The sequence below is a fragment of the Nonomuraea sp. NPDC049750 genome, assembly GCF_040659625.1.
GTDB lineage: Bacteria > Actinomycetota > Actinomycetes > Streptosporangiales > Streptosporangiaceae > Nonomuraea.
This window is the reverse complement of the sequence record NZ_JBFANB010000030.1, coordinates 41347-60439: the sequence shown is the minus strand read 5'-3', so window position 1 is coordinate 60439 and position 19093 is coordinate 41347. Positions and strand designations below refer to the sequence as shown.

Here is a 19093-nt window from a genome sequence, read left to right as displayed (position 1 = left end):
CGACCATGCTTCGCCCGCAGGACGGCCCCACCCGCGAACGCCGCTGCCTGGCCGGCTTGTGGAGGTTCCGGCTGGACGCCGAGGGAGCAGGCCGCGCCGAAGGCTGGTGGCGCTCACCCCTCGCGGAAGCCGTGGACATCCCGGTACCGGCCAGCTACAACGACATCTATCCCGACGTAACAGTCCGGGACCACGTCGGCGACGCCTGGTACCAGACGAACGTATGGATACCGGCCCAGTGGACAGGACAGCGCATAGTCCTGCGGTTCGACGCCGCTACCCACCGCGCGACCGCCTGGGTCAATGACACCGAGGTCGTCACCCACGAAGGCGGCTACACCCCGTTCGAAGCCGATGTGACCGCACACCTGCGACCGGGAGCCGAGAACCGCGTCACCGTCGTGGTCAACAACGAACTGAGCTGGGCGACGATCCCGCCGGGCACCATCGAGGAACGTCCCGACGGCCGCCGGGTGCAGCGATACTTCCACGACTTCTTCAATTACGCGGGCCTGCACCGGCCGGTCTGGCTCTACACCACACCCCCGGAGCACATCAGCGACATCACCGTCACCACGGCCTTCGACGACACCACCGGCGTCATCGGCTACCGGGCGAACAGCACCGGGGAGACGGACTCGGTCCGCGTGTCGCTGCGCGACGCCTCGGGTGCCGAGGTGGCCGCCGCCACGGGTGCGGTCGGCACCCTGTGGGTGCCCGACGTACATCCTTGGGCACCTGGCGACGGCTACCTGTACGAACTCGAGGCCACGCTGCTCAGCGCGTCCGGGGAGGTCACCGACAGCTACCGCCAGCCGGTGGGCGTACGCACGGTGGAGGTACGCGGAAAGCAGTTCCTGATCAACGGAACCCCCTTCTACTTCAAGGGATTCGGCAAGCACGAGGACGCGGCGGTGCGCGGCAAAGGGCACGACGACGTGCTGATGGTGCATGACTTCGCGCTGATGGAGTGGACCGGCGCGAACTCCTTCCGCACCTCGCACTACCCGTACGCGGAGGAGGTTCTCGACTACGCCGACCGGCACGGCATCGTCGTCATCAACGAGACGGCGGCCGTCGGGCTCAACCGCAACATAGGCGGAGGCGTCTTCAGCTCCGGCGAACGGGTGCTCACCTTCTCCCCGGACGCGGTCAGTGACGAGACTCAGCGCGTCCACCTGCGGGCGCTCCAGGAGCTGGTGGCGCGCGACAAGAACCGTCCCAGCGTCGTGTTGTGGTCCGTGGCCAACGAACCCGACCACGTCCAACCCGAAGCGCGCGACTACTTCGCCCCACTGGCAGCGGAAACCCGCCGCCTCGACCCGACCCGGCCCGTGGCCTACGCCAACGCGCTGCTCGCGCCGCCGGACCAGTGCGTGGTCACCGACCTGTTCGACGTGGTCCTGCTCAACCGTTACTACGGCTGGTATTTCGGTACCGGCGATCTGGAAGCGGCCGAGACCGCGCTGGAGGCCGAACTGCGGCAGTGGGCGGCGCTGCACGACAAGCCCATCGTCATCACCGAGTACGGTGCCGACACCTACCCCGGCCTGCGCAGCGTCGTGCCCAACCCGTGGACCGAGGAGTATCAGGCGGAGCTGCTCGACGTGTATCACCGGGTCTTCGACCGGGTCGACGCGGTGGTGGGCGAGCAGGTGTGGAACTTCGCCGACTTCGCCACCACACCGGGCGTCTTTCGCGTCGACGGCAACAAGAAGGGTGTTTTCACGCGCGACCGCCGCCCCAAGACTGCCGCCTTCCACCTGCGCGCCCGCTGGCGCGAAGACGAGTGAGCCCGGCCCTAATAGTCGACGGCCTCAGGCGCCGGGCCGATTCGGCGGGCCAATTCCGCTTCGTCATACCGCACGTCTATGCCGTGCTGTTTCATCACCGAGACGAGCTTCTTCAGCGAAATGTGAATATCGGTGTGGCCGACCTCCTGCCACCCCACGTTCGACCCGTTGTCCGAATCCGCGGGCATCATCATGATGGGAACCTTGGCCCATCCTATTTCCGAGCACATGATCGCACCTCCGTCCGAGGTGGAGCCGCATACGTACCTCTTGAATCAACTACCGCCGGTTGAATCTGGTGGTTTGCTCTCGCGGTCCCGTCTGGGTGAGGGGAGGCCGGTAGCGTGTGGCTGGTTGATGGCAGCCCAGTCCGCTATGCCGCGTGTGGCGATGTTGCGGGCTGCGATGTGGTCGGCGTGCCCAGCGAGGCCGCACCTTTTGCAGACGAACCGGCCCCGCGCTGGCCGGTTCGCCCGGCTGATGTGCCCGCAGTCCGGGCAGGCCTGCGAGGTGTAGGCGGGGTCGACCAGGACGAAGGCGATCCCGGCCCGGGCGGCCTTGCAGCGGGTGAAGGTGATCTGCTGGGCGAAGGCCCAGCTGTGCAGGGTGCGCCGCTGGAACCGATGAGCCCTTACCCGCTCGCGGATACCCTGCAGATCCTCCAGGGCGACACCGCGGCCGGTGCGTTCGGCTTCACGCACCACGTACGTGCTGATTTGGTGGTTGAGGTCGGTCATCATCCGGTGCTCACGCCCGGACAGGCGGCGCAGCACCCGCCGCGCCGCCGACGTGCCCTTCTTCTGCAACCGGCGGCGCTGGCGGTGCCGTCGCTCGCGCAGCGTGCGGACGTGGCCGTTGCCGCCGACCGGCCCCGGCAGAGCAGGGCCGGGCAGCACCGCGCCATCGGAGGTGACCGCCAGGTTCGCCACCCCTTGATCCACCCCGACGAAGCCGCCAACCGGCTCACGCGCCACCGGCTTCGGCAGGGTGAGGGCGACCTGCAGCAACCACACCCCGTGCCGACAGACCAGGTCGGCCTCCCCCATCGGCAGCGTGTCGATGGCTTTGAGGTCTTCTGGTCGGCCGGTGTAGGGGACGGTGACGCGCCCGGTGGGAGTCCACAGCGACACCGTCCGGGCATCACGATTCCAGCTCATCAGCCGGGCGTCGTACGGGACGGCGCCGTGCGGGCGGAAGATGTGGGCGCGTTTCTTGCTGGAACGCCGGTTGGCGTAGGCGCCGGCGACCCGGGCGATGGCCCGCACGGCCGCTTGCGCGCCCAGCCCGGCCACCTGCGCCCGCACCTCGTAGTAGGCCAGCCGGTGCAACTCCACCACGGTGAAGGTGCGGTGCTGCCAGGCCAGGCGGGAGACGACGGTCGCCGCCTGATTGCACACCAGCACCGCCGCAGCCAGGGCGTCGGCTTGGGCCGGTGCGGGCGTGAGCCGCAGTTGCACGGTCGTGGGGCAGGCCGTGTCGTTTGGTGGTGGAGCGGCGGATTGCCATCGTGCACCTCCTGTCACAGCGGCCTCACCCACCGCACATATTACCGAACGTGACTGAGCCTTTCCATGCTGTTTTCGGTCTCCGCGCCACCATTCAGATTAAGTCGCCAGGCATGCTGAGCCTCCGAAGTGTGTCGACGTGGCGGAGCGCCACGTCGGTGGCATGCTCCGGCGTACCCGGACGCCGGCCTCGGCCATACGATCGCCGCGGTCAAGTTGGTCAAGATCACATGGGGCCAGGCCCATGGACCGCCCTCACGACCCCTACGCCGTCGTCGCGAAAATTCAGATGCCCGCCACGAACCAGTGCTCTACTGTCCGGGAAATGAATCTTCGCGATGAGCGGCAGGGCGACAGAGAACCAGTGCGGACGGTGCATCTGCGGGCGTTCGGCGACCATGGAGCCGTCGTGACCGATCTCGTGGATACCCTGCGCGGCGCGATCACACCTGACACGGGCATCTCGCTGGTGGCCGAGGACGCCGGAAGGGTCATCGGCCACATCATGTTCACCTCGAGCCTGCTCGACGCGCCACGGCGACTGGTCGAGGTGCAGGTCCTCAGCCCTTTGGCCGTGGCGCCCGAATATCAACGGCAAGGCGTCGGATCGGCCCTGGTCCAGCGCGGCCTGGAGGTGCTCGCCGAACGCTCTGTCCCCCTCGTCTTCCTCGAAGGCGACCCGGGCTATTACCATCGCTTCGGCTTCCAGCCGGGGAGTGTCCATGGCTTTCGTAAACCGTCCCTGCGCATTCCCGACGCGGCCTTCCAGGTGATCCGGTTTCCCGCATACGAGCCATGGATGACCGGGACGTTGGTCTACTCGCAGCCATTCTGGCAGCACGATGCCGTTGGTCTCCGTGACCCTGACAACTAGGTTCAGCCCCCGGCGTCTGGGCACGGTATCGGCAGCCTGTCAGGGTGGGCAGAGGGTCGTGAGGCGGCGCAGGTGGAGGGCGTACGCCTGGGAGTCTCCGTCGGCGATCGCTTGACGCAACGCCAATGCCTCGTCCGTCATCACCGGGTGGGTCGAGCGGTCGGCCGCGTCCAGGAACGCGAGAAAGGTGGCCCGCGACTCTTCGTGGCTCAGCGCGCCCGTGCCTCTGCCGGTTGGCAGGCGGTGGAGCAGGTCGCAGGCTTCCAGGGCGGCTGGATCCAGACGCAGAGTGGTGGGCGGTGGTTCGGGGGGAATCCGTACGGCTTCTGGGATCCACAACACGGTCAGTGCGGCGACGGCGATGGCCATGGGGACGATGGGTGAGATGCCCGCGGCGGGAGCGGTGGGGGAGGGGCGCCTGGATACGACGGATGCGACTCCGGTCAACCAAGCGGAGACCAGTGCGGCGGCCAGGGCAGTGAGAGAGCCGACGACCGTCACCTGTCCGAGCGGGAGGCGTACCGCGGACAATGACACGTCCCACGCGCAGGGGCCGGGTCTGAGACTGAAGGCGTCCAGACAGCCGCCGAGGACGCCGGCCGACGGCATGACGAGCGCGCCGACGGCACCCGTGAGGAAGGCCGCCACCGTGCCCAGGACGATGGCGAAGCGCTGCCGCCTGACAGTGACCACGCAGGCCACGAACGCGGCCGCCACCGCCTGCAGCAGTATGGCGAGCGACACCTGCCAATGGTTGAACAGCAACGCGAAGCCGGGCATGCCGCGCTGGGCCGGTGCGTACGCCTGGCGAGCCAGGAAACGGATGGCCAGCAGCGCCGCCGCGTACGCCACCGCCGCCCCCACCCCCGTCAGTACCGCCAGTCGGATGGCAGCGGCCGGCCGGGCGAGCACAAGCGGCGGGCGCGTCAGGCTGGTGAGACGGGTCAGCCAGTTCGGGCACCCGTGGGCCGGCGGCCTGACCAGCCACGTGCCCAGCGGAACGGCCCAGACCCCGACCAGCACGGCCGCGATCACCCCCTGCCGCGAGAAGTACTGGCTGAGCGGATGGTTCAGCGCCAGCCACAGCCACCAAGGCCCGGCCCGATTCACCGTGGCGGTGCCGTTCAGCCCGCTCGCCTGGAGGTAGTCGCTCACCGGCAGCTCGGACAGATCCGGCACCTCGAGCGTCAGCGACTGGACGCCGAACCAGCACGCGAACAGGCAACCGGCCGCCATGACGATCGGCACCACGGCGGCACCGATCGGCGCCCTCCCGATGACGGGAAGCCACGCGGCCGCTGTGGTGGCGATCCACCGCACGATGAGGCAGGCGCACGCGACGGTGACCGCCGCCGAGACCAGCCAGAGCAGGGGAGTGATGTCGCCCGTCCCACTCCAAGATCCGGTGATGGCGCTCGATGCTGACAGAGGTTGCCCCAGCACCAGGCCGAGCCCCAGCCCGAGCCCCACGTACGCCAGCCGGGAACGTGCACGCCCCCTGACCGCCCGGTACGCCGACCAGCGCCAGACGGCGACGGCCACCACGCCCATCGCGAGCGGCGCGAACAGCAGCGCCGACAGCCACCGGTTGACCAGCGCGTCGAGCCGGGGTGCCGCCAGCCAGAGCAGGGTGGCGAGGTTGCCGTACACGATGGTCGTCGCGAGCCCGGCGCCGAAGGACTCCCAGAAGCCCGGCGCGAAAACAGCCTGCGGATCCCGCAGCAGCCGCAGCCGGACCTGCGGCTCGAAGTGCCGCCGAACCAGCCCGCCCCACGGAACCAGCCCACCCCACGGAAGCGGCCCACCCCACGGAAGCGGCCCGCGCCACGGAAGCGGCCCGCGTCGTGAAGACTGCCCGCTCTGTGAAGACTGCCCACGCCACGACGGCAGCCCGTGCCTCGAACCGCCGCTTGGGGAATCCTCGTGCTGCCGACCGCTCAGGACGGCCTCAAGGCCGCCCGCCCCGCCCTCCCACATGGCGGCACGCACATCGGCGTACGTCTCGCGCGATCGGAGGACGGCATTCCGGGTGAAGTAGACCACGACGAGCAGGAACAACAGCCGCCAGACCACCCCCAGCGATGTCCCGTCCGGCTTGTCGGCCAGGCTCACCGTCACCGGCACCAGAGCGACGATGACGAAGGCCCGCCAGAACGCCACCGTCAGGTACGTCCTGTCGACGTCGGCGTTGCGCAGGTGAGCGAGTTCGTGCAGGACGATCGCGCGGAAGGCTGTCCTGTCGGCGGTCAGCTTCGTGACCAGGCCGGCGTTGAGGCCCAGGTAGCGGCGGCAGTAGCGGCCGAAGGCGACGCCGCCGACGGTGCCGGTCAGCCGCCACAGGTACGTGGGGGGCCGCGCGAGGCCCGCGACGGCCACGAGGCCGTCGAGTTCGCGCACGTGGTCCGGAGCGTCCTCAGCCCGCAGGGGCCGCAGCCCGAGCCGGCGGATCCGCCAGGCGGGCAGGTACCAGTAGATCAGCCCGGCCACCAGGAAGAGCAGCGCGAGCCCGCCGGCCACCCAGACGGCCTTGGCCTGCTCGTACGGCGCCACGCACGCGAGGAACCGGCTGGCGACCGCCCCCATGTCCGAGCCCTCGGCTCCAGGCGCGACCTCCCAGCAGCGCGAGTAGGCCCGCTCCTCGCTCGCGCCCTGCGGCGACAAGCTGAAGTAGAGGATGTTGACGGCGAACACGCTCGTACCGACGATCGAGCCCATCAACAGCACAAACCGCAGCGCTGTCTGAGAGGGCACGGCGAAGGGATCGAGCGGGCGCTCGTTCATGCGCCAAGGTTTTCGGTGGGGCCGAGCGGGAGCCTGTTCATGCGCCGAGGCTTCCGATGACGGCGTCGGCGAGCAGTTCGGCCTTGTCCTCCGGCAGGTCCATCTGGCGGGTCTTTTCGATCGCCGTCATGCGTACCCGGGCGAGCTGCTCCGGGGTCAGCGGCGGGACCGGCGGCAGGGCGTCGTTCTCGGCCTCGGCGGTGCGGCGCAGCAGAGCGCGCATCGTCCGGCGCAGCCCGTCCTTGCCGCGATCGGTCACCACACGGGCGACGTCCTGCGCCAACTGGTCCAGGATCGCCGAAACGACAGGGAGTACCACGGGTGTCAGCAGGATGACCGCTGACTCCAGCCCGAACCCCAGCATCTCGTCGCGCCTCGCCCGCCCGGCTGGGAGACGCCGCCCCTGTCGAAGTAGACCGTCGCCACGATCGGGAAGAGTGGCAGTTCCTCAGGAGCGGCGCGTCTCACCGTTTCGCGGGCGATCTCCTGAAGCAGATCGCGGTCCGCGAGATCGAAATCACCGATGCCGTTCATCTCCGTTCCGGATTTCGCGTAGAAGTTTCATCTTTTGACCCGGGCTTAGCAATCCTGAACATAGCTATAACCGCTCAGGACAAGGGTCCGATAGGGATAGCCGAAACCGGCCGGATCCTGACAGCCCTGCCATGACCACGACTCCCGCCGAGGGGCGGTGTTGGGAATGTAGAAGGTCATCTGAGTTCGCTCGACGACGACCGTGCCCGCCCATCGCAGCCGGCCTTTGGCGATGATCAGATCTCCCTCGGGGCCGAGGGTGACCGAGCCGTAGGCGGTGCCGCCGGACGTTCCGCCGCTCCAGGTCCCCTGGAACTCAGCGGGTACGGCCGACCTGGGAAACGCCTGCTGAGGATCATCGGGAACATTCGTCCGTACGGGCGGGGCGTACGTTCGCACCGTGGGGACGTACGAGTCGCCGCCCCCGTCGCCGGGACCCCCGCAGGCGCTCGTCGCCAGTACCGCGGCGCACGCGAGCGCTATGCCGAGCCGTACACCGCCTGTGTGCCTGGACCGCCCCGCGCCGAGCCGTACACCGTCGGCGTACCCGGACCGCCACACGCTCCGCGCGTGAAACCCGTCAGAGTGTTCCATTTCATCATTTAGGCGTATTCCTGGCGTCGCCCCTGCTTTTCCGCCGAACCGCGACCGAATTGTCTGCCGCGCCATGATTCACCCTCCCCTTTCCCCATATTCTGCGGACCGGATCCGGTGCCGCGGAATACGCTCTTTGACGTAGTCCGAGGGGGAGGAGGCGGACATGGGCCGCTCATTGATGAACCCCATGGAGCTGAGCTATCAACTCGGCGACCTGCCCGGCCGCGACGCCTATTTGGCCGCCGCGGCCGCCTGCCTCATTTCCGCCCTCGACGGCGACGTCGTCGGCTGGAACAATCTCGACTTCCCCACCCACTCGGTGGAGCTGTGGTTCGACCCGCCGGACGCCGAGATCTCGGTGGATCTGCTCGCCGCCGTCATGGACGAGCACCCTCTCGTCCGCCACTACCTCGACCACCCCGGAGACGCCTCCCCGCGGCGGATCAGCGACTGTCTCGCCGAACGCGCCTGGCGGTCGCACCGCGTCTACCGCGAGCTGTTCGTCCCGATGCAGGCCCGGCACCAGCTCGCCATCGTCGTCGGTACGTGGCTGCCGTCGGGCGGCCTCGGCTGGGCCGTCAACCGCTCCGGCCGCGACTTCAGTCAGACCCACGTGGAGGTGGCGCAGGCGCTCCAGCCGGTTCTGACACTGCTCGACCGGATCTACGCACCGGGAGCGCCAGGAACGCGGGGAACACTGGGAATGCCGGGCGCGCCAGGAACGCCTGGAGCAGCGGGAACGTCTGGAGTAGCGGGAGCGCCGGGAGCGCCGGGAGCGCCGGGAGTATCGGGAGTATCGGGAGTACCGGGAGTACCGGGAATGCCGGGAATGCCGGGAATGGGGCAGCGCCCAGCGCGCAGCAGATCGCCTGCCTGCGCCGGATCAGCGTCCGCACCGTCCGCAAGCACCTGGAGAACGTCTATAGCAAGCTCGGCTGCCACGACCGATTGCTGGCCGTCAACCGCGCCCGCCACCTCGGCCTGATCTGACCCGTCGGCCGCTCCGGCGCCTTTCACCCATGGCAGAACATTGTTCGGTAGTGTTGTTGCCTATGACGGACATATTCGACGACCTCAAGGCCGAGTATGAGCAGCTGGACACCGTCCTCGCTGGTCTCACCCCCGCCGAGTGGTCCCACCCGTCGGCCGCCGAGGGCTGGACCGTCTCCGACGTGGTCCTCCACCTCGCCCAGAGCGAGGAACGCGCCGCCGCCTCGCTCGCGGGCGAGGACGTCACGATCAGGCGCGAGCCCGCCGCCGACGGCGTGCGCGGTCGGGACGGCAGTGCGTCCGGTCGAGACGACAGTGCGTCCGGTCGAGACGATGGAGCGTCCGGTCGGGACCGTGGAGCGTCCGGTCGGGACCGTGGCGCGTTCGGTCGCGAGTCCCGCGACGGCGGCGCCTCCGGTCGGGAGTCCGGCGGCGGCGAGTCCGGTAGAGGGGTGGACGCGGCGGTGGACGCCAGGGTGGCCGCTCAGCGGGGCATCGCCCCCGCCGATCTCCTGGCCCGCTGGCGCAGGGCCGCCTTCGCCATCCCCGACGCCCTACGCGCCCAGCCCAAGGGCACTCGGCTGTCCTGGGTGGCCACCTCGTTGTCCCCTGCGACCCTGGCCACCACCCGGCTGGCCGAACACTGGGCCCATGCCTACGACATCACCGCGCCCCTCGGCATCCCCTACCCCGACACCGCGCGCCTGCGCCACATCGCCTGGCTCGGCCACCGCACCCTGCCGTACGCCTTCGATGTCGCGGGCGTCGAAGGCGGGCCCGTCTACTGTGAGCTGACCTCACCCGACGGCGAGCTCTGGCGCTTCGGCGACCCCACCGCCGCCTCCACCGTCACGGGCCCCGCCGCCGACTTCTGCCGCGTCGGCGCCCATCGCCTGGCCCCCGCCGACTCGACGCTGAAGGCGACCGGCCCGTACGGCGCCAAGGCACTCGCCGTCCTGCGCAACTACGCCCTCTGACGGCTCCCCACCTGCGACTTCCACGACTGACTTCCATGCCTGGGAGCGATACCACCGCACGGCCGACGCAGCCTGGGAAGGACCGCCGCACGGTGAACGGAGTCTAAGGAGGGCCGCCGCACAGCGGACGGGGCCTGGGACGCATCGCCGCGCAGCGGAGGGAGTCCAAGGAGGGCCGCCGCATGGCGGACGGAGCTTGGGGCGAGGGCCGCCGCACTGTGGACGGATCAGCCGAGCGTGGTCGATAGTTCGTCGGCGAGCCGCTCGATCGTCTCCCGGCCCTCCAGCGGTCGTGACCACGCGGCCGGGAACGCGGCGGTCCCGTGCACGGCGCCCAGGAGGTTGCCGCAGACCGAGCCCGTGGAGTCGCTGTCTCCCGAGTGGTTGACCGACAGCAGCATCGCCCGCTCCACAGACGGCCCCACCGCCCGTTCCACCAGCGCGCAGTAGACCCCGATGGCCAGCGCCTCCTCGGCCACCCACGCCCCGCCGAGCGATTCGACCGCCTCCGGCGTGTGCTCGCCGCTGCGGGCCAGCTCGACTGCGGCGTGGAGCGCGCTTGTCGTCTCCTCGTGCCGCGGGTAAGTCGACGTCAGATCCAGGGCATCCTGTACGGCGTGCGCCAGCGGTCGCCCCGCCACCAGGAGTGCGACGATCGCCGCGAATGCCCCGGCGGCCAGGTAGCCGGTCGGATGCCCGTGGGTGATCTGCGCGCAGGCGGCGGACAGCTCGAACGCGGCCCGAGGGTCCCTGACGGCCAGGCCGAACGGGGCCGAGCGCATGACCGTTCCGCACCCCTTGGAATCGGGGTTCACCGGGCCTGGCTCGCCGAGCGGCGCCGGGCCGGGGAAGTGCCGGTGCAGGCCCGACAGGCAGGCGTTGCCGGGTGCCCGCCGGGAGTACAGCCAGCCCTCCTCCCGCAACCGGCCCGTACGATGCGGACCGTCCGGCGGCGGAGGCGCGGGATGGTCCTGGGTGTCCAGCCAGCGCTGGTACGCCTGGCGTACCGACTCCACGGCGTCGGCCGGGGCCTCGGCGCGGATGAGGCCCTCAACGGTGAAGAGCGTCATCTGTGTGTCATCGGTGATCAGTCCGCTTTTGCCACGCCAATCGGTGACATATCCGGAAATACCGTCTTTGCCGTGATGCTTGCGGATCTCCCTGAGCGACTGGAACTCGATCGGCGCCCCCAGCGCGTCACCGATCCCCCCACCGAGCAGGCAGCCTCGAACTCGATCCCGGAAGTCCATGGGAAGATCCTGCCACTTCCTGCCACTTCCTCCCGACCGGCCTCCCGGCAGACGGGCGGACGGGCAGGCCGGCGAGGTCGCCCGCGGCCGTCGCGAGACCCCTCAGGTGGTGACGAAGTCCGCGATGACCACCGTCGCATCATCCTTCGGCTCCACGGCGGCCATCTCGTCGAACACCCTGTCCAGGCACGCGGCGGGAGACGGGCCACCGGCGAAGAGCTCCGTCATCCGGGAGGCGCCGAGCGCCCGGATCGCCCCGTTCGTGATGATGACGACGCGATCACCAGGACGGAGGGACACGCTGCCGACCTGCGGAGACAGGGCGGGCGCCAGACCGAGCCCGCGCGGCGGCGAGCCGTCCTCCAAGGAGTACGGCGACCCGTCCTCGAAGGAGTGCGACGTGGTGAGCGGCTGCGGCCGCGCGCTCTTCGGGCAGTGCCAGATCGCGCCGTTCCCGACATGGGCGAAGCGCAGGCATGGGCTGTCCGCCGCGTCGAGGATGATCAGATCCAGGGTGTTGACCAGGCCGGACGTGTCGGGGTCGAGCTGGGCGGCGGTGTGCACGGAGTGGTGTACCGCCTGGGCCCAGCCGTTCATGTCCACCTTCCGCGCCGCGCCGTACCGGGGCCGGGCGGCGACCACGGCGCCCAGGGCCACAGCGGCGGCGGAGACGTCGCCGAGCTGCCCGCCACCCCGCCCGGCGAGCTGCCCACCATCATGGCCGCCGAGCTGCCCGCCGCTGGCCGTCGCGATCAGCCGCTCCTGGATGACGTACGCGTCGGACGGCCGGCCGTGCGAGCCCTCGTACGTACCGCCGACCGCCGACAATCGCGGCCGTGCCACCGGCATCCCGGGCGGCCAGGTCCCTCGCTGACCACGGATCGCCATCACGGACAGGCAGGTGATCAGGATCGCGATCACGATGAAGGTCATGAGGTCCCCTCCTGTCGCGGTCATCGCGACATGTGCCCCCGTAGCCGCGGTCATCGCGACACGCGCCCCAGTACACGCTCGCGCGCGGTGATACGACTGACGGCCGATCGGCCGTCATGCGGCGCGGTGGCGGGGGGTTCAGGGTGCGTAGGACGCGGTGCATCCCGCAGGAGAGCCGGCCCGAGGAAGCAGCGATGCTGACCCATGACCCCATCCGCCGCCACGACCGGAGAAAGCCGATCCGTTCACTTTCGGTGCGTTATCGTGAGACCCGTTTTGTGCTCCCATCGCGAGCGGACGGCGCATGGCTCACCCCGGTTCCACGAGGTACGACTCGGCGGCCAGGCAGTTGGAGCAGGCCATCGCTCGTACAGGAGCGGCGGCCCGTGTCGCCGTCGGCCTGGTGGCGGTCGTCGCCGCGGCGCTCGGCGCGGTGCCGCCGGTCTCCGTCGCGTGGTTGGTGCCGATGCTGGCGGTGGACCTCGTTTGGACGGCGCTGTTCGCCCGCCTGGTGTGGCGCAGGGAACTGCTGCCGAAGTGGCTGGCGGCCGGTGACGTGGCCATCACCATCACGTTGTGCCTCTCGCAGCGCCACCTCGTGGCCAGGGAGGCGCTCGAGGACGGCGCGAGCTGGATCGCGGGGCTGGTCACGATGACCATCGTCGTCGCCGGGGTCGCCTGGCCGCCCAAGGTGGCCGTCCCCACCGGCCTGGCCGTGTCGGGGGCGTACCTGGTCGGGGCCCGGCTCGCCTCCCCTCCCCAGGACGTGAGCATCACGCTGGGGACGCACGTCGTACAGATCCTCTCCATCGTGGTGCTGATGCTGCTGCTGCGCCGCTCGGCCGCCTCGGCGGACGCCTTCCTGCGGGAGAGCGCGCGCAGGGAGATCACGCTCATAGTGGAGCGGCTGCGGCGCGAGGACGAGCTGCGGCAGGTCGGCAGCATCCACGAGACGTCACTGCACACGCTGACCATGGTCGGCCTGGGCACCTACGACCAGCCCTCGTCCACCTTGCGCGGTCAGGCGGCGAGCGACCTGTCGGCGCTGGAGAAACTGCGGGACACCCCGCGCGCCGCCGCCGGTTCCATCGCCCTGGACGCACTGCTGGACGAGGTGGCCGAGCGGGTGACGGGCCTGGAGGTCCATCGGAGCCTGACGCCGGAGACGGTGCCGGGGGAGGTCGCGGAGAGCTTCGCCCGCGCCGTCACCGAGGCCCTGGCGAACGTCGCCCGGCACTCCGGCGTACACCAGGCGGAACTGCTCTCCAGCAGGCGCGACGGCGAGATTCGCGTGGAGGTCGCCGACGAGGGCCGCGGGTTCGACCAGGACCGGCTGCCGCCCGACCGGTTCGGCGTGCGCGGCTCGATCCTCGACACGATGCGGTCCCTGCCGAACGGCGGCGCTGAGATCTCCTCCGGCGGCCAGGGCACCAGGGTGAGCCTGTGGTGGCGGCCGTGACCGAAGAGATCGAGCAGGTCGCGCAGCGCTACGCCCGCTACACCGCGATCGGCGCCGTGATGATCGCCATGCTCTGGCACACCGGCTACGACCTCACGGTCACGATCACCGGCTGGTACGACTTCCGCTGGCCGGTGGTCGCGGCGGCGGCCTGGCTCCTGTACACCGCGATCGCCGTGCTGGCCGGGGTGGCCCTGCTGCGTACCTCCAGCGGCCCGGCCCGGGGACGCGAGCTAGCCGTGCCCGTGCTGGCCCTGGACATCGCGGTGATCGTGGCCTGCTACCCCAAGGACCTGATCGGCCCCATCAACTGGGGCTGGGGCTCGGTGGGCTGGCTCGGCGTCATGCTCCTGTGGAACCGGCCGCGCGGGCGGGGCGAGCTGTTCGTCTTCCTCGCCGCCAACGCCGGCATCATGCTGGCGGCGATGGCCGCGACCGGGACGCTCGACCGCGTCTCCATCGCCAAGTACCTGATGGTCGAGGTCGGCAGCATCACCCTCCAGCTCGGTTACCTGGCCGGCTGCCACACGCTGCGCGTGCGCGCCGAGGACGCGGTGCTGCTGGCCCGCCGGCTCGCCGCCGACGACGCCTGGCGGGTCTCCGCCCAGCGCATCCACACCGACCGGCTGCGCAGGTACGACGCCATCCGCGACGTGGCCGAGTCGCTGCTGAAGCAGCTGGCCGACGGCGCCGATCCCGGCGATCCCCGCGTCCGAGCGGACTGTACGGCCGGCGCCATGCGGCTGCGCCGCCTCATCACCGAGCGCGAGGACGTACCCGACGCGCTGGTGTCGGCGTTGCGCGAGCGCATCGACGCGGCCGAGCGGCGCCAGGTCCTGGTGACGGCGCCGCCGTTCGGCGAGAACCTGCCCGACCTGCCGGAGGGCGTACGCGAGGACCTGCTCAGAGCGCCGATCCGGGCATTGGACGGCGCCAGGTCGCGGGCCAGGGTCACCGTGTCCGCGATGTCCACGATGATGAGTGTGGCGGTCGTGGCCGACAATGATGATCTGCCCATCAGCACCACCCCGGTGCACGAGCCGAGCGGCGTCGTCGTCACCTATCAGCGGCAGGGAGGGGAGTTATGGGTCAACAGCATCTGGCAGGGCCCGTGACCGTCGCCCTGGTGGAGGATCACCAGGTCGTGGTGGACGGCGTCAGGTCGTGGTTCAGCCCGCCGGGCCCGGTGCGCCTGGTCGCGCAGGGGTCCACGATCGAGTCCGTCCGCGGGGTGGCCGCCGACGTGCTGATGCTCGATCTCAACCTCAACGGCACCTTGGTCGTCGACCGGGTCGCCGAGTTATGCGGGGGCGGGCAGCGGGTCATCGTCTTCTCCGAGCACGAGGAGCCGGAGATCGTGCGCGCCGTGCTGGACGCCGGGGCCTCGGCGTTCATCGGCAAGGGACGGGCCACGCGGGAGTCCTGCCTGGAGACCATCTTGGAGGTGGCCGCCGACAAACCGAGCATGACGCCGCCGATGGCGCAGGCGATCGCGACCGACGAGGGCCCGCACCGGCCGCAGCTGTCGGACAAGGAGCGGGCCGCGCTGCTGTTCTGGTTCCAGTCGATGTCCAAGGCGTCGGTGGCCGCGCGGATGGGGATCAAGGAACGGACCGTACGCCAGTACATCGACCGGGCCCGCGTCAAGTACGCGGCGGCGGGACGGCCCGCGCCCACCAAGGAAAAACTGCTCATCTGCGCCATCCAGGACGGCCTCGTCCGTCCTGACGAGGTGACCGTCTACACCTCCCTGGCCGCGCGGTCAGGAGGGGAACCGCGCGGCCAGGAGAGGTGACCTAGGAGAGCCGTTCGGGACCCCTTCTCGATGGGATGATGCCGTTGCACCATCGAGAACATGCCCGCCCTTGTTCCCGGCGACCCGCGCCAGCTCGGTGAATACTGGCTCGCGGGCCGGCTGGGGGAGGGCGGCCAGGGTGTGGTCTATGAGGCTTACGACCCCGCCGGGCAGCGGGTGGCGATCAAGGTGCTGCATCCCGGCGCCGGGGCCGAGCTGCGGGACCGGTTCGCCAAGGAGGCCGCGGCGACCCGGCAGGTGTCGGCGTTCTGTACGGCCCGGGTGCTGTCGGTCGAGCTCGACGACCCCCGCCCGTACATCGTCAGCGAGTACGTCGGCGGCCCCAGCCTGCGCCGGGCGGTCACGACCGCCGGGCCGTACCGGCCGGACGACCTGCACCGGCTGGCCACCGGCATCGCCACCGCGCTGACCGCGATCCACGAGGCCGGGGTGATCCACCGCGACCTGAAACCCGACAACGTCCTGATCGGCCCCGACGGCCCGCGGGTGATCGACTTCGGGATCGCCAGAACGTCGGAGATGTCGCTCACCCCGACCGGCCAGGTCGCCGGGACACCGGCGTTCATGGCCCCGGAGAGTGTCATCGGCCAGCGCGCGAGCCCGGCCGTGGACATCTGGGCGTGGGGCGCCGTCGTCCTGTACGCGGCGACCGGCCGGGACCCGTTCACCGGCGAGAACCTGGCGGGGCTGCTGCACCAGATCCTCGCCGCCGCCCCCGACGTGTCCGGGTTGGCCGAGCCGCTGCGCGCCCTGGTCACGGCGGCCCTCGCCAAGGACCCGGGCGAGCGCCCCAGCTCCCGGAGCCTGCTGCTGGCCCTGGTCGGCGGCCGGGACGTCGTCTCACGCGACGGTGGCCGGGATGTCGTCTCGCGTGAAGGTGGCGGGGATGTCGTCCCGCGTGAAGGCGGCGGGGGTGTCGTCCCGCGCGACGACGACGGTGGGACGCGGGCGTTGCTGGCCGAGGGCAGCCGGGCCGCCGACGTGATCAGGCCGCCCGCCCTGCTCGCGCAGCCCCCCTTGGAGCTGGTGGCCGAGCAGATCTACCGGCGGCTGCGCGGCACCGACCAGGCGGTGGTGCCGCAGATCATGCTGCGCCTGGTCACACCCGGCGAGGGCGCCGAGGACATGCTGCGCAAGGTGCCGGCCGGCGAGCTCGACGACGGGGTCGTCGACCCGCCCAGGCTGGACCGGGTGCTGCTCGGGTTCACCCGGGCCGAGCTGGTGGTACGCGACGGCGACACGGTGTCGCTGGCCAACGCGGCCCTCCTGCGCGCCTGGCCGAGGATGCGCGGGTGGATCGACGCCGACCGGGCGGGCCTGCGCATCCACCGCAGACTCGGCGAGGCCGCCCAGCGGTGGGACGCGCACGGCCGCCGTACCGGCGACCTCTACCAGGGCGGCTCCCTGGAGGCCGCGCTGAGCTGGGCCGCGACAGGCCGCCAGCACGTGACGCTGAACCTCCTCGAGAACGCCTTCCTGGAGGCGGGCCTGGCCTACAGCCGGGTCCGGGCCCGTCGCAGACGGCAGGTCATGGCGGCGCTGGCCGCCATGCTGGTCGTCGCGCTGGCCGCCACGGGCGTGGCCGCCGGACAGCGGGCGGCGGCCGTACGGGAACGGGACATCGCGGTGGCCCGCAAGACCGCGATGCTCGCCGAGTCGCTCCAGACCTCCGACCCCGTCAAGGCCATGCTGCTGAGCGTGGCGGCCTGGCGGATCGCGCCGGTCCAGGAGGCGCGGGCCGTGCTGTACAGCGCGCTGGCGCAGCGCGAGCTGACCGTGCTGCCACCTCCCGCCGCCGGGGCGGACGCGCGCTTCGACCTCAGCGCCGACGGCCGCGTGCTGGCCATAGCCGACGCGGGCCGGGTGACCCTGCTCGAGGCCGGCCGGACGATCCGCACGCTCGACGGCGTGGGTACGGGCGTCCGCGTGATCGCGCTGAGCGGCGACCAGACGAAGGTCGCCGTGTGCGGCCCCGATGGCGTCCGTGTCTGGGACGTCGCGACGGGCCGGGCGGGCCCACGCATCGCCGGGACCGCGCTCGGCGCGGTGCTCAGCCGCGACGGGCGGCTGCTGGGCCTGGCGACGGCTGAGGGCAGGGGCGAGGTCCGGGACGCCCGTACCGGCAAGCTGGTCATGGGCACGCGGGACGAACGGATCGACCGGATCACCCTGTCCGACGACGGCCGCTACGCCGCCGCCACCTTCACCGACGCCCGCTACGAGCTGTGGGAGCTCGGCTCGGGACGCCGGATCGGGGGAACGGGCGGCGCGGTCGCCTTCGGGCCCGGCACGGCCGCGATCGCCACGGGCGGCGAGATCCGGCTGTGGAACCTGGCCACCAGACGGTTCCGTCCGGACTCGCTCGTCGACGGCATCACGGCCGCCTGGCTGTCCTTCAGCGCGGACGGGCGGCTGCTCATCTCCTACGACCGTACGGCCATCGCCGTCTGGGACGTCGCGACCGGCGAGCCGACGCTGCACTACCCGCTGACCGACACCTCCGGCATGCCCTCGGCCCGGCTCGACGCCGGGCACACGCGGCTCAGCTACCTGCTGGGCAGGGGCGCGATGGCGGTGCTCGACCTCACGGCGGGTTTCCATGCGGCCGGCGCGGTCGCCGCCGCGGCGTTCGACCCCGCCGGACGGCTCGCCGCGCTCCAGACCCCCGGCAGCCTGGTGCTGTGGGACGTCGCCGCCGGCCGGTCACTGGGCACACTCGGCCATCGCCATCCCACCGCCGACGCCGATGGCGCGTACGCTCTGGCGTTCAGTCCCGACGGCCGGACACTGGCGGCCGGATCCGCCGGAACGACCACGGTGACCTTGTGGGACGTGGCCAGCCGGACCGAGATCGCGCGGCTGCCGGTCGGCGGCCGCCAGTACATCGACGGCCTGGCCTTCAGCCCCGACGGACGGACCCTGGCCGTGTCCCCCGCCGAGGGCCGGGCCGAGCTGTGGGACCTCAGCGGTCACCGGCGGCTCGCGGACCTGCCGAGGGACGGGTTCGACGCGATGGCCTTCCGGCCCGACGGCAAGACCCTGGCGATCGGCGGCAGCGACGCCGCCCTCATCGACCTCACCGCCGGGAACGTCCTGCGCGATCGGCCGTTCGGCGGCAGCGTCGACGGGGCGAGGTCGCTGGCCTACGCCCCGGACGGCGCGACGATCGCGGTCGGCTTCCGGCAGCTCGGCGTCGACCTGTGGGACGGGCTCGGCCGCCGTCAGCTGGGGCGGCTGGCGCCGGGGCGCGGCGAGTTCGACACGGTCATGGCGATCGCCTTCCAGCCGGGCGGCGCCATCCTGGCCACCGGCGGGAGCAGCGGCCGCGTCCAGCTGTGGGACGTGGCGGCCCGTACCTCTCTGGGCGATCCGTTCAAGGCGCACGCCGGCGGGGTGCTGGCCCTGGGATTCTCCGCCGACGGCCGGCGACTGAACAGCATCGCGGCGGACGGCACCATCTACGCCATCCCCGTCGACCCGGCCTTGGCCGTGGCCCGGATCTGCGCCCGCGCGGACGCCGACCTGACCCCGGCCGAGTGGGACAGGTTCATACCCGAGATCCCCTTCAGAGAGGTGTGCTGATC

The 19093-nt window shown here is 71.0% G+C and carries 15 protein-coding genes; 8 read left to right on the top strand and 7 right to left on the bottom strand.

Translation table 11 applies throughout. From position 1 onward, the window contains the following. The first annotated feature begins 5 nt into the window (after window positions 1-5). Window positions 6-1793, top strand: a complete 1788-nt coding sequence (uidA, locus tag AB0J16_RS46875) for a beta-glucuronidase (RefSeq protein ID WP_358552330.1) — start codon at window positions 6-8, stop codon at window positions 1791-1793. Between the two features lie 8 nt (window positions 1794-1801). Here the strand turns inward: uidA and AB0J16_RS46870 are convergent, their stop codons facing one another. Together AB0J16_RS46870 and AB0J16_RS46865 are read right to left on the bottom strand one after the other, a co-directional pair. Beyond that, entirely contained in the window at window positions 1802-1987 is a 186-nt protein-coding gene (locus AB0J16_RS46870) for a hypothetical protein (RefSeq protein ID WP_358552328.1), read from the bottom strand. Window positions 1988-2068: 81 nt separating this feature from the next. Continuing rightward, on the bottom strand, window positions 2069-3250 hold the full coding sequence (locus tag AB0J16_RS46865) for a transposase (protein WP_358552326.1): 1182 nt from the start codon (window positions 3248-3250) through the stop codon (window positions 2069-2071). Window positions 3251-3461: 211 nt separating this feature from the next. On the opposite strand from AB0J16_RS46865, the gene AB0J16_RS46860 reads away from it, so the two are divergent. Continuing rightward, a complete protein-coding gene (locus AB0J16_RS46860) occupies window positions 3462-4172 on the top strand; it encodes an N-acetyltransferase (RefSeq protein ID WP_358552440.1) in 711 nt (236 codons plus the stop codon). Window positions 4173-4211: 39 nt separating this feature from the next. Here the strand turns inward: AB0J16_RS46860 and AB0J16_RS46855 are convergent, their stop codons facing one another. The 3 genes from AB0J16_RS46855 to AB0J16_RS46845 form a co-directional block, all read right to left on the bottom strand. Then, the gene (locus AB0J16_RS46855) at window positions 4212-6953 is read right to left on the bottom strand and encodes a M48 family metalloprotease (protein ID WP_358552324.1); all 2742 of its coding nucleotides are present in this window, start codon (window positions 6951-6953) and stop codon (window positions 4212-4214) included. Between the two features lie 37 nt (window positions 6954-6990). Continuing rightward, entirely contained in the window at window positions 6991-7317 is a 327-nt protein-coding gene (locus AB0J16_RS46850; RefSeq protein WP_358552322.1) for a hypothetical protein, read from the bottom strand. A gap of 215 nt (window positions 7318-7532) precedes the next feature. Then, on the bottom strand, window positions 7533-8081 hold the full coding sequence (locus AB0J16_RS46845; protein WP_358552320.1) for a hypothetical protein: 549 nt from the start codon (window positions 8079-8081) through the stop codon (window positions 7533-7535). A gap of 166 nt (window positions 8082-8247) precedes the next feature. Here AB0J16_RS46845 and AB0J16_RS46840 point away from each other — a divergent pair, with 166 nt between their 5' ends. Next, entirely contained in the window at window positions 8248-9069 is an 822-nt protein-coding gene (locus AB0J16_RS46840; protein ID WP_358552318.1) for a hypothetical protein, read from the top strand. Window positions 9070-9136: 67 nt separating this feature from the next. After that, entirely contained in the window at window positions 9137-10051 is a 915-nt protein-coding gene (locus AB0J16_RS46835) for a maleylpyruvate isomerase family mycothiol-dependent enzyme (protein WP_358552316.1), read from the top strand. Between the two features lie 227 nt (window positions 10052-10278). Here AB0J16_RS46835 and AB0J16_RS46830 read toward each other — a convergent pair whose 3' ends face one another. Both AB0J16_RS46830 and AB0J16_RS46825 read right to left on the bottom strand, forming a co-directional pair. Further along, window positions 10279-11301, bottom strand: a complete 1023-nt coding sequence (locus AB0J16_RS46830; protein ID WP_358552314.1) for an ADP-ribosylglycohydrolase family protein — start codon at window positions 11299-11301, stop codon at window positions 10279-10281. Window positions 11302-11403: 102 nt separating this feature from the next. Beyond that, window positions 11404-12234 carry a SpoIIE family protein phosphatase gene (locus tag AB0J16_RS46825; RefSeq protein WP_358552312.1) on the bottom strand — a complete coding sequence of 277 codons (831 nt, stop codon included), beginning with the start codon at window positions 12232-12234 and terminating at the stop codon, window positions 11404-11406. 304 nt (window positions 12235-12538) lie between these two features. Between AB0J16_RS46825 and AB0J16_RS46820 the strand changes: the two genes are divergently transcribed. Genes AB0J16_RS46820 through AB0J16_RS46805 form a run of 4 tightly spaced genes read left to right on the top strand, consistent with a single transcriptional unit; the run spans window position 12539 to window position 19091 of the window. Beyond that, complete coding sequence (locus AB0J16_RS46820; protein ID WP_358552310.1) at window positions 12539-13693, top strand: ATP-binding protein; 1155 nt, start codon at window positions 12539-12541, stop codon at window positions 13691-13693. Next, window positions 13690-14808, top strand: coding sequence for a hypothetical protein (locus AB0J16_RS46815; protein WP_358552308.1), 1119 nt, complete (start codon window positions 13690-13692; stop codon window positions 14806-14808). Before AB0J16_RS46820 ends, AB0J16_RS46815 begins: the two co-directional genes overlap by 4 nt. Next, window positions 14778-15488: a sigma factor-like helix-turn-helix DNA-binding protein gene (locus tag AB0J16_RS46810; protein WP_358552306.1), complete on the top strand. Its 711-nt coding sequence runs from the start codon at window positions 14778-14780 to the stop codon at window positions 15486-15488. Before AB0J16_RS46815 ends, AB0J16_RS46810 begins: the two co-directional genes overlap by 31 nt. Before the next feature lie 60 nt (window positions 15489-15548). Further along, a complete protein-coding gene (locus AB0J16_RS46805; RefSeq protein ID WP_358552304.1) occupies window positions 15549-19091 on the top strand; it encodes a serine/threonine-protein kinase in 3543 nt (1180 codons plus the stop codon). The last annotated feature ends 2 nt before the right edge of the window (window positions 19092-19093 follow it).

What these genes read in the sequence shown, in the direction of transcription:
- AB0J16_RS46825 (WP_358552312.1), bottom strand. Translation starts at nt 12,234, where the DNA reads ATGACCTTCATCGTGATCGCGATCCTGATCACCTGCCTGTCCGTGATG.
- AB0J16_RS46870 (WP_358552328.1), bottom strand. Translation starts at nt 1,987, where the DNA reads ATGATGATGCCCGCGGATTCGGACAACGGGTCGAACGTGGGGTGGCAG.
- AB0J16_RS46845 (WP_358552320.1), bottom strand. Translation starts at nt 8,081, where the DNA reads ATGGAACACTCTGACGGGTTTCACGCGCGGAGCGTGTGGCGGTCCGGG.
- AB0J16_RS46855 (WP_358552324.1), bottom strand. Translation starts at nt 6,953, where the DNA reads ATGAACGAGCGCCCGCTCGATCCCTTCGCCGTGCCCTCTCAGACAGCG.
- AB0J16_RS46830 (WP_358552314.1), bottom strand. Translation starts at nt 11,301, where the DNA reads ATGGACTTCCGGGATCGAGTTCGAGGCTGCCTGCTCGGTGGGGGGATC.
- AB0J16_RS46860 (WP_358552440.1), top strand. Translation starts at nt 3,462, where the DNA reads ATGCTCCGGCGTACCCGGACGCCGGCCTCGGCCATACGATCGCCGCGG.
- AB0J16_RS46840 (WP_358552318.1), top strand. Translation starts at nt 8,248, where the DNA reads ATGGGCCGCTCATTGATGAACCCCATGGAGCTGAGCTATCAACTCGGC.
- uidA (WP_358552330.1), top strand. Translation starts at nt 6, where the DNA reads ATGCTTCGCCCGCAGGACGGCCCCACCCGCGAACGCCGCTGCCTGGCC.
- AB0J16_RS46805 (WP_358552304.1), top strand. Translation starts at nt 15,549, where the DNA reads ATGCCCGCCCTTGTTCCCGGCGACCCGCGCCAGCTCGGTGAATACTGG.
- AB0J16_RS46850 (WP_358552322.1), bottom strand. Translation starts at nt 7,317, where the DNA reads ATGCTGGGGTTCGGGCTGGAGTCAGCGGTCATCCTGCTGACACCCGTG.
- AB0J16_RS46835 (WP_358552316.1), top strand. Translation starts at nt 9,137, where the DNA reads ATGACGGACATATTCGACGACCTCAAGGCCGAGTATGAGCAGCTGGAC.
- AB0J16_RS46810 (WP_358552306.1), top strand. Translation starts at nt 14,778, where the DNA reads ATGGGTCAACAGCATCTGGCAGGGCCCGTGACCGTCGCCCTGGTGGAG.
- AB0J16_RS46820 (WP_358552310.1), top strand. Translation starts at nt 12,539, where the DNA reads ATGGCTCACCCCGGTTCCACGAGGTACGACTCGGCGGCCAGGCAGTTG.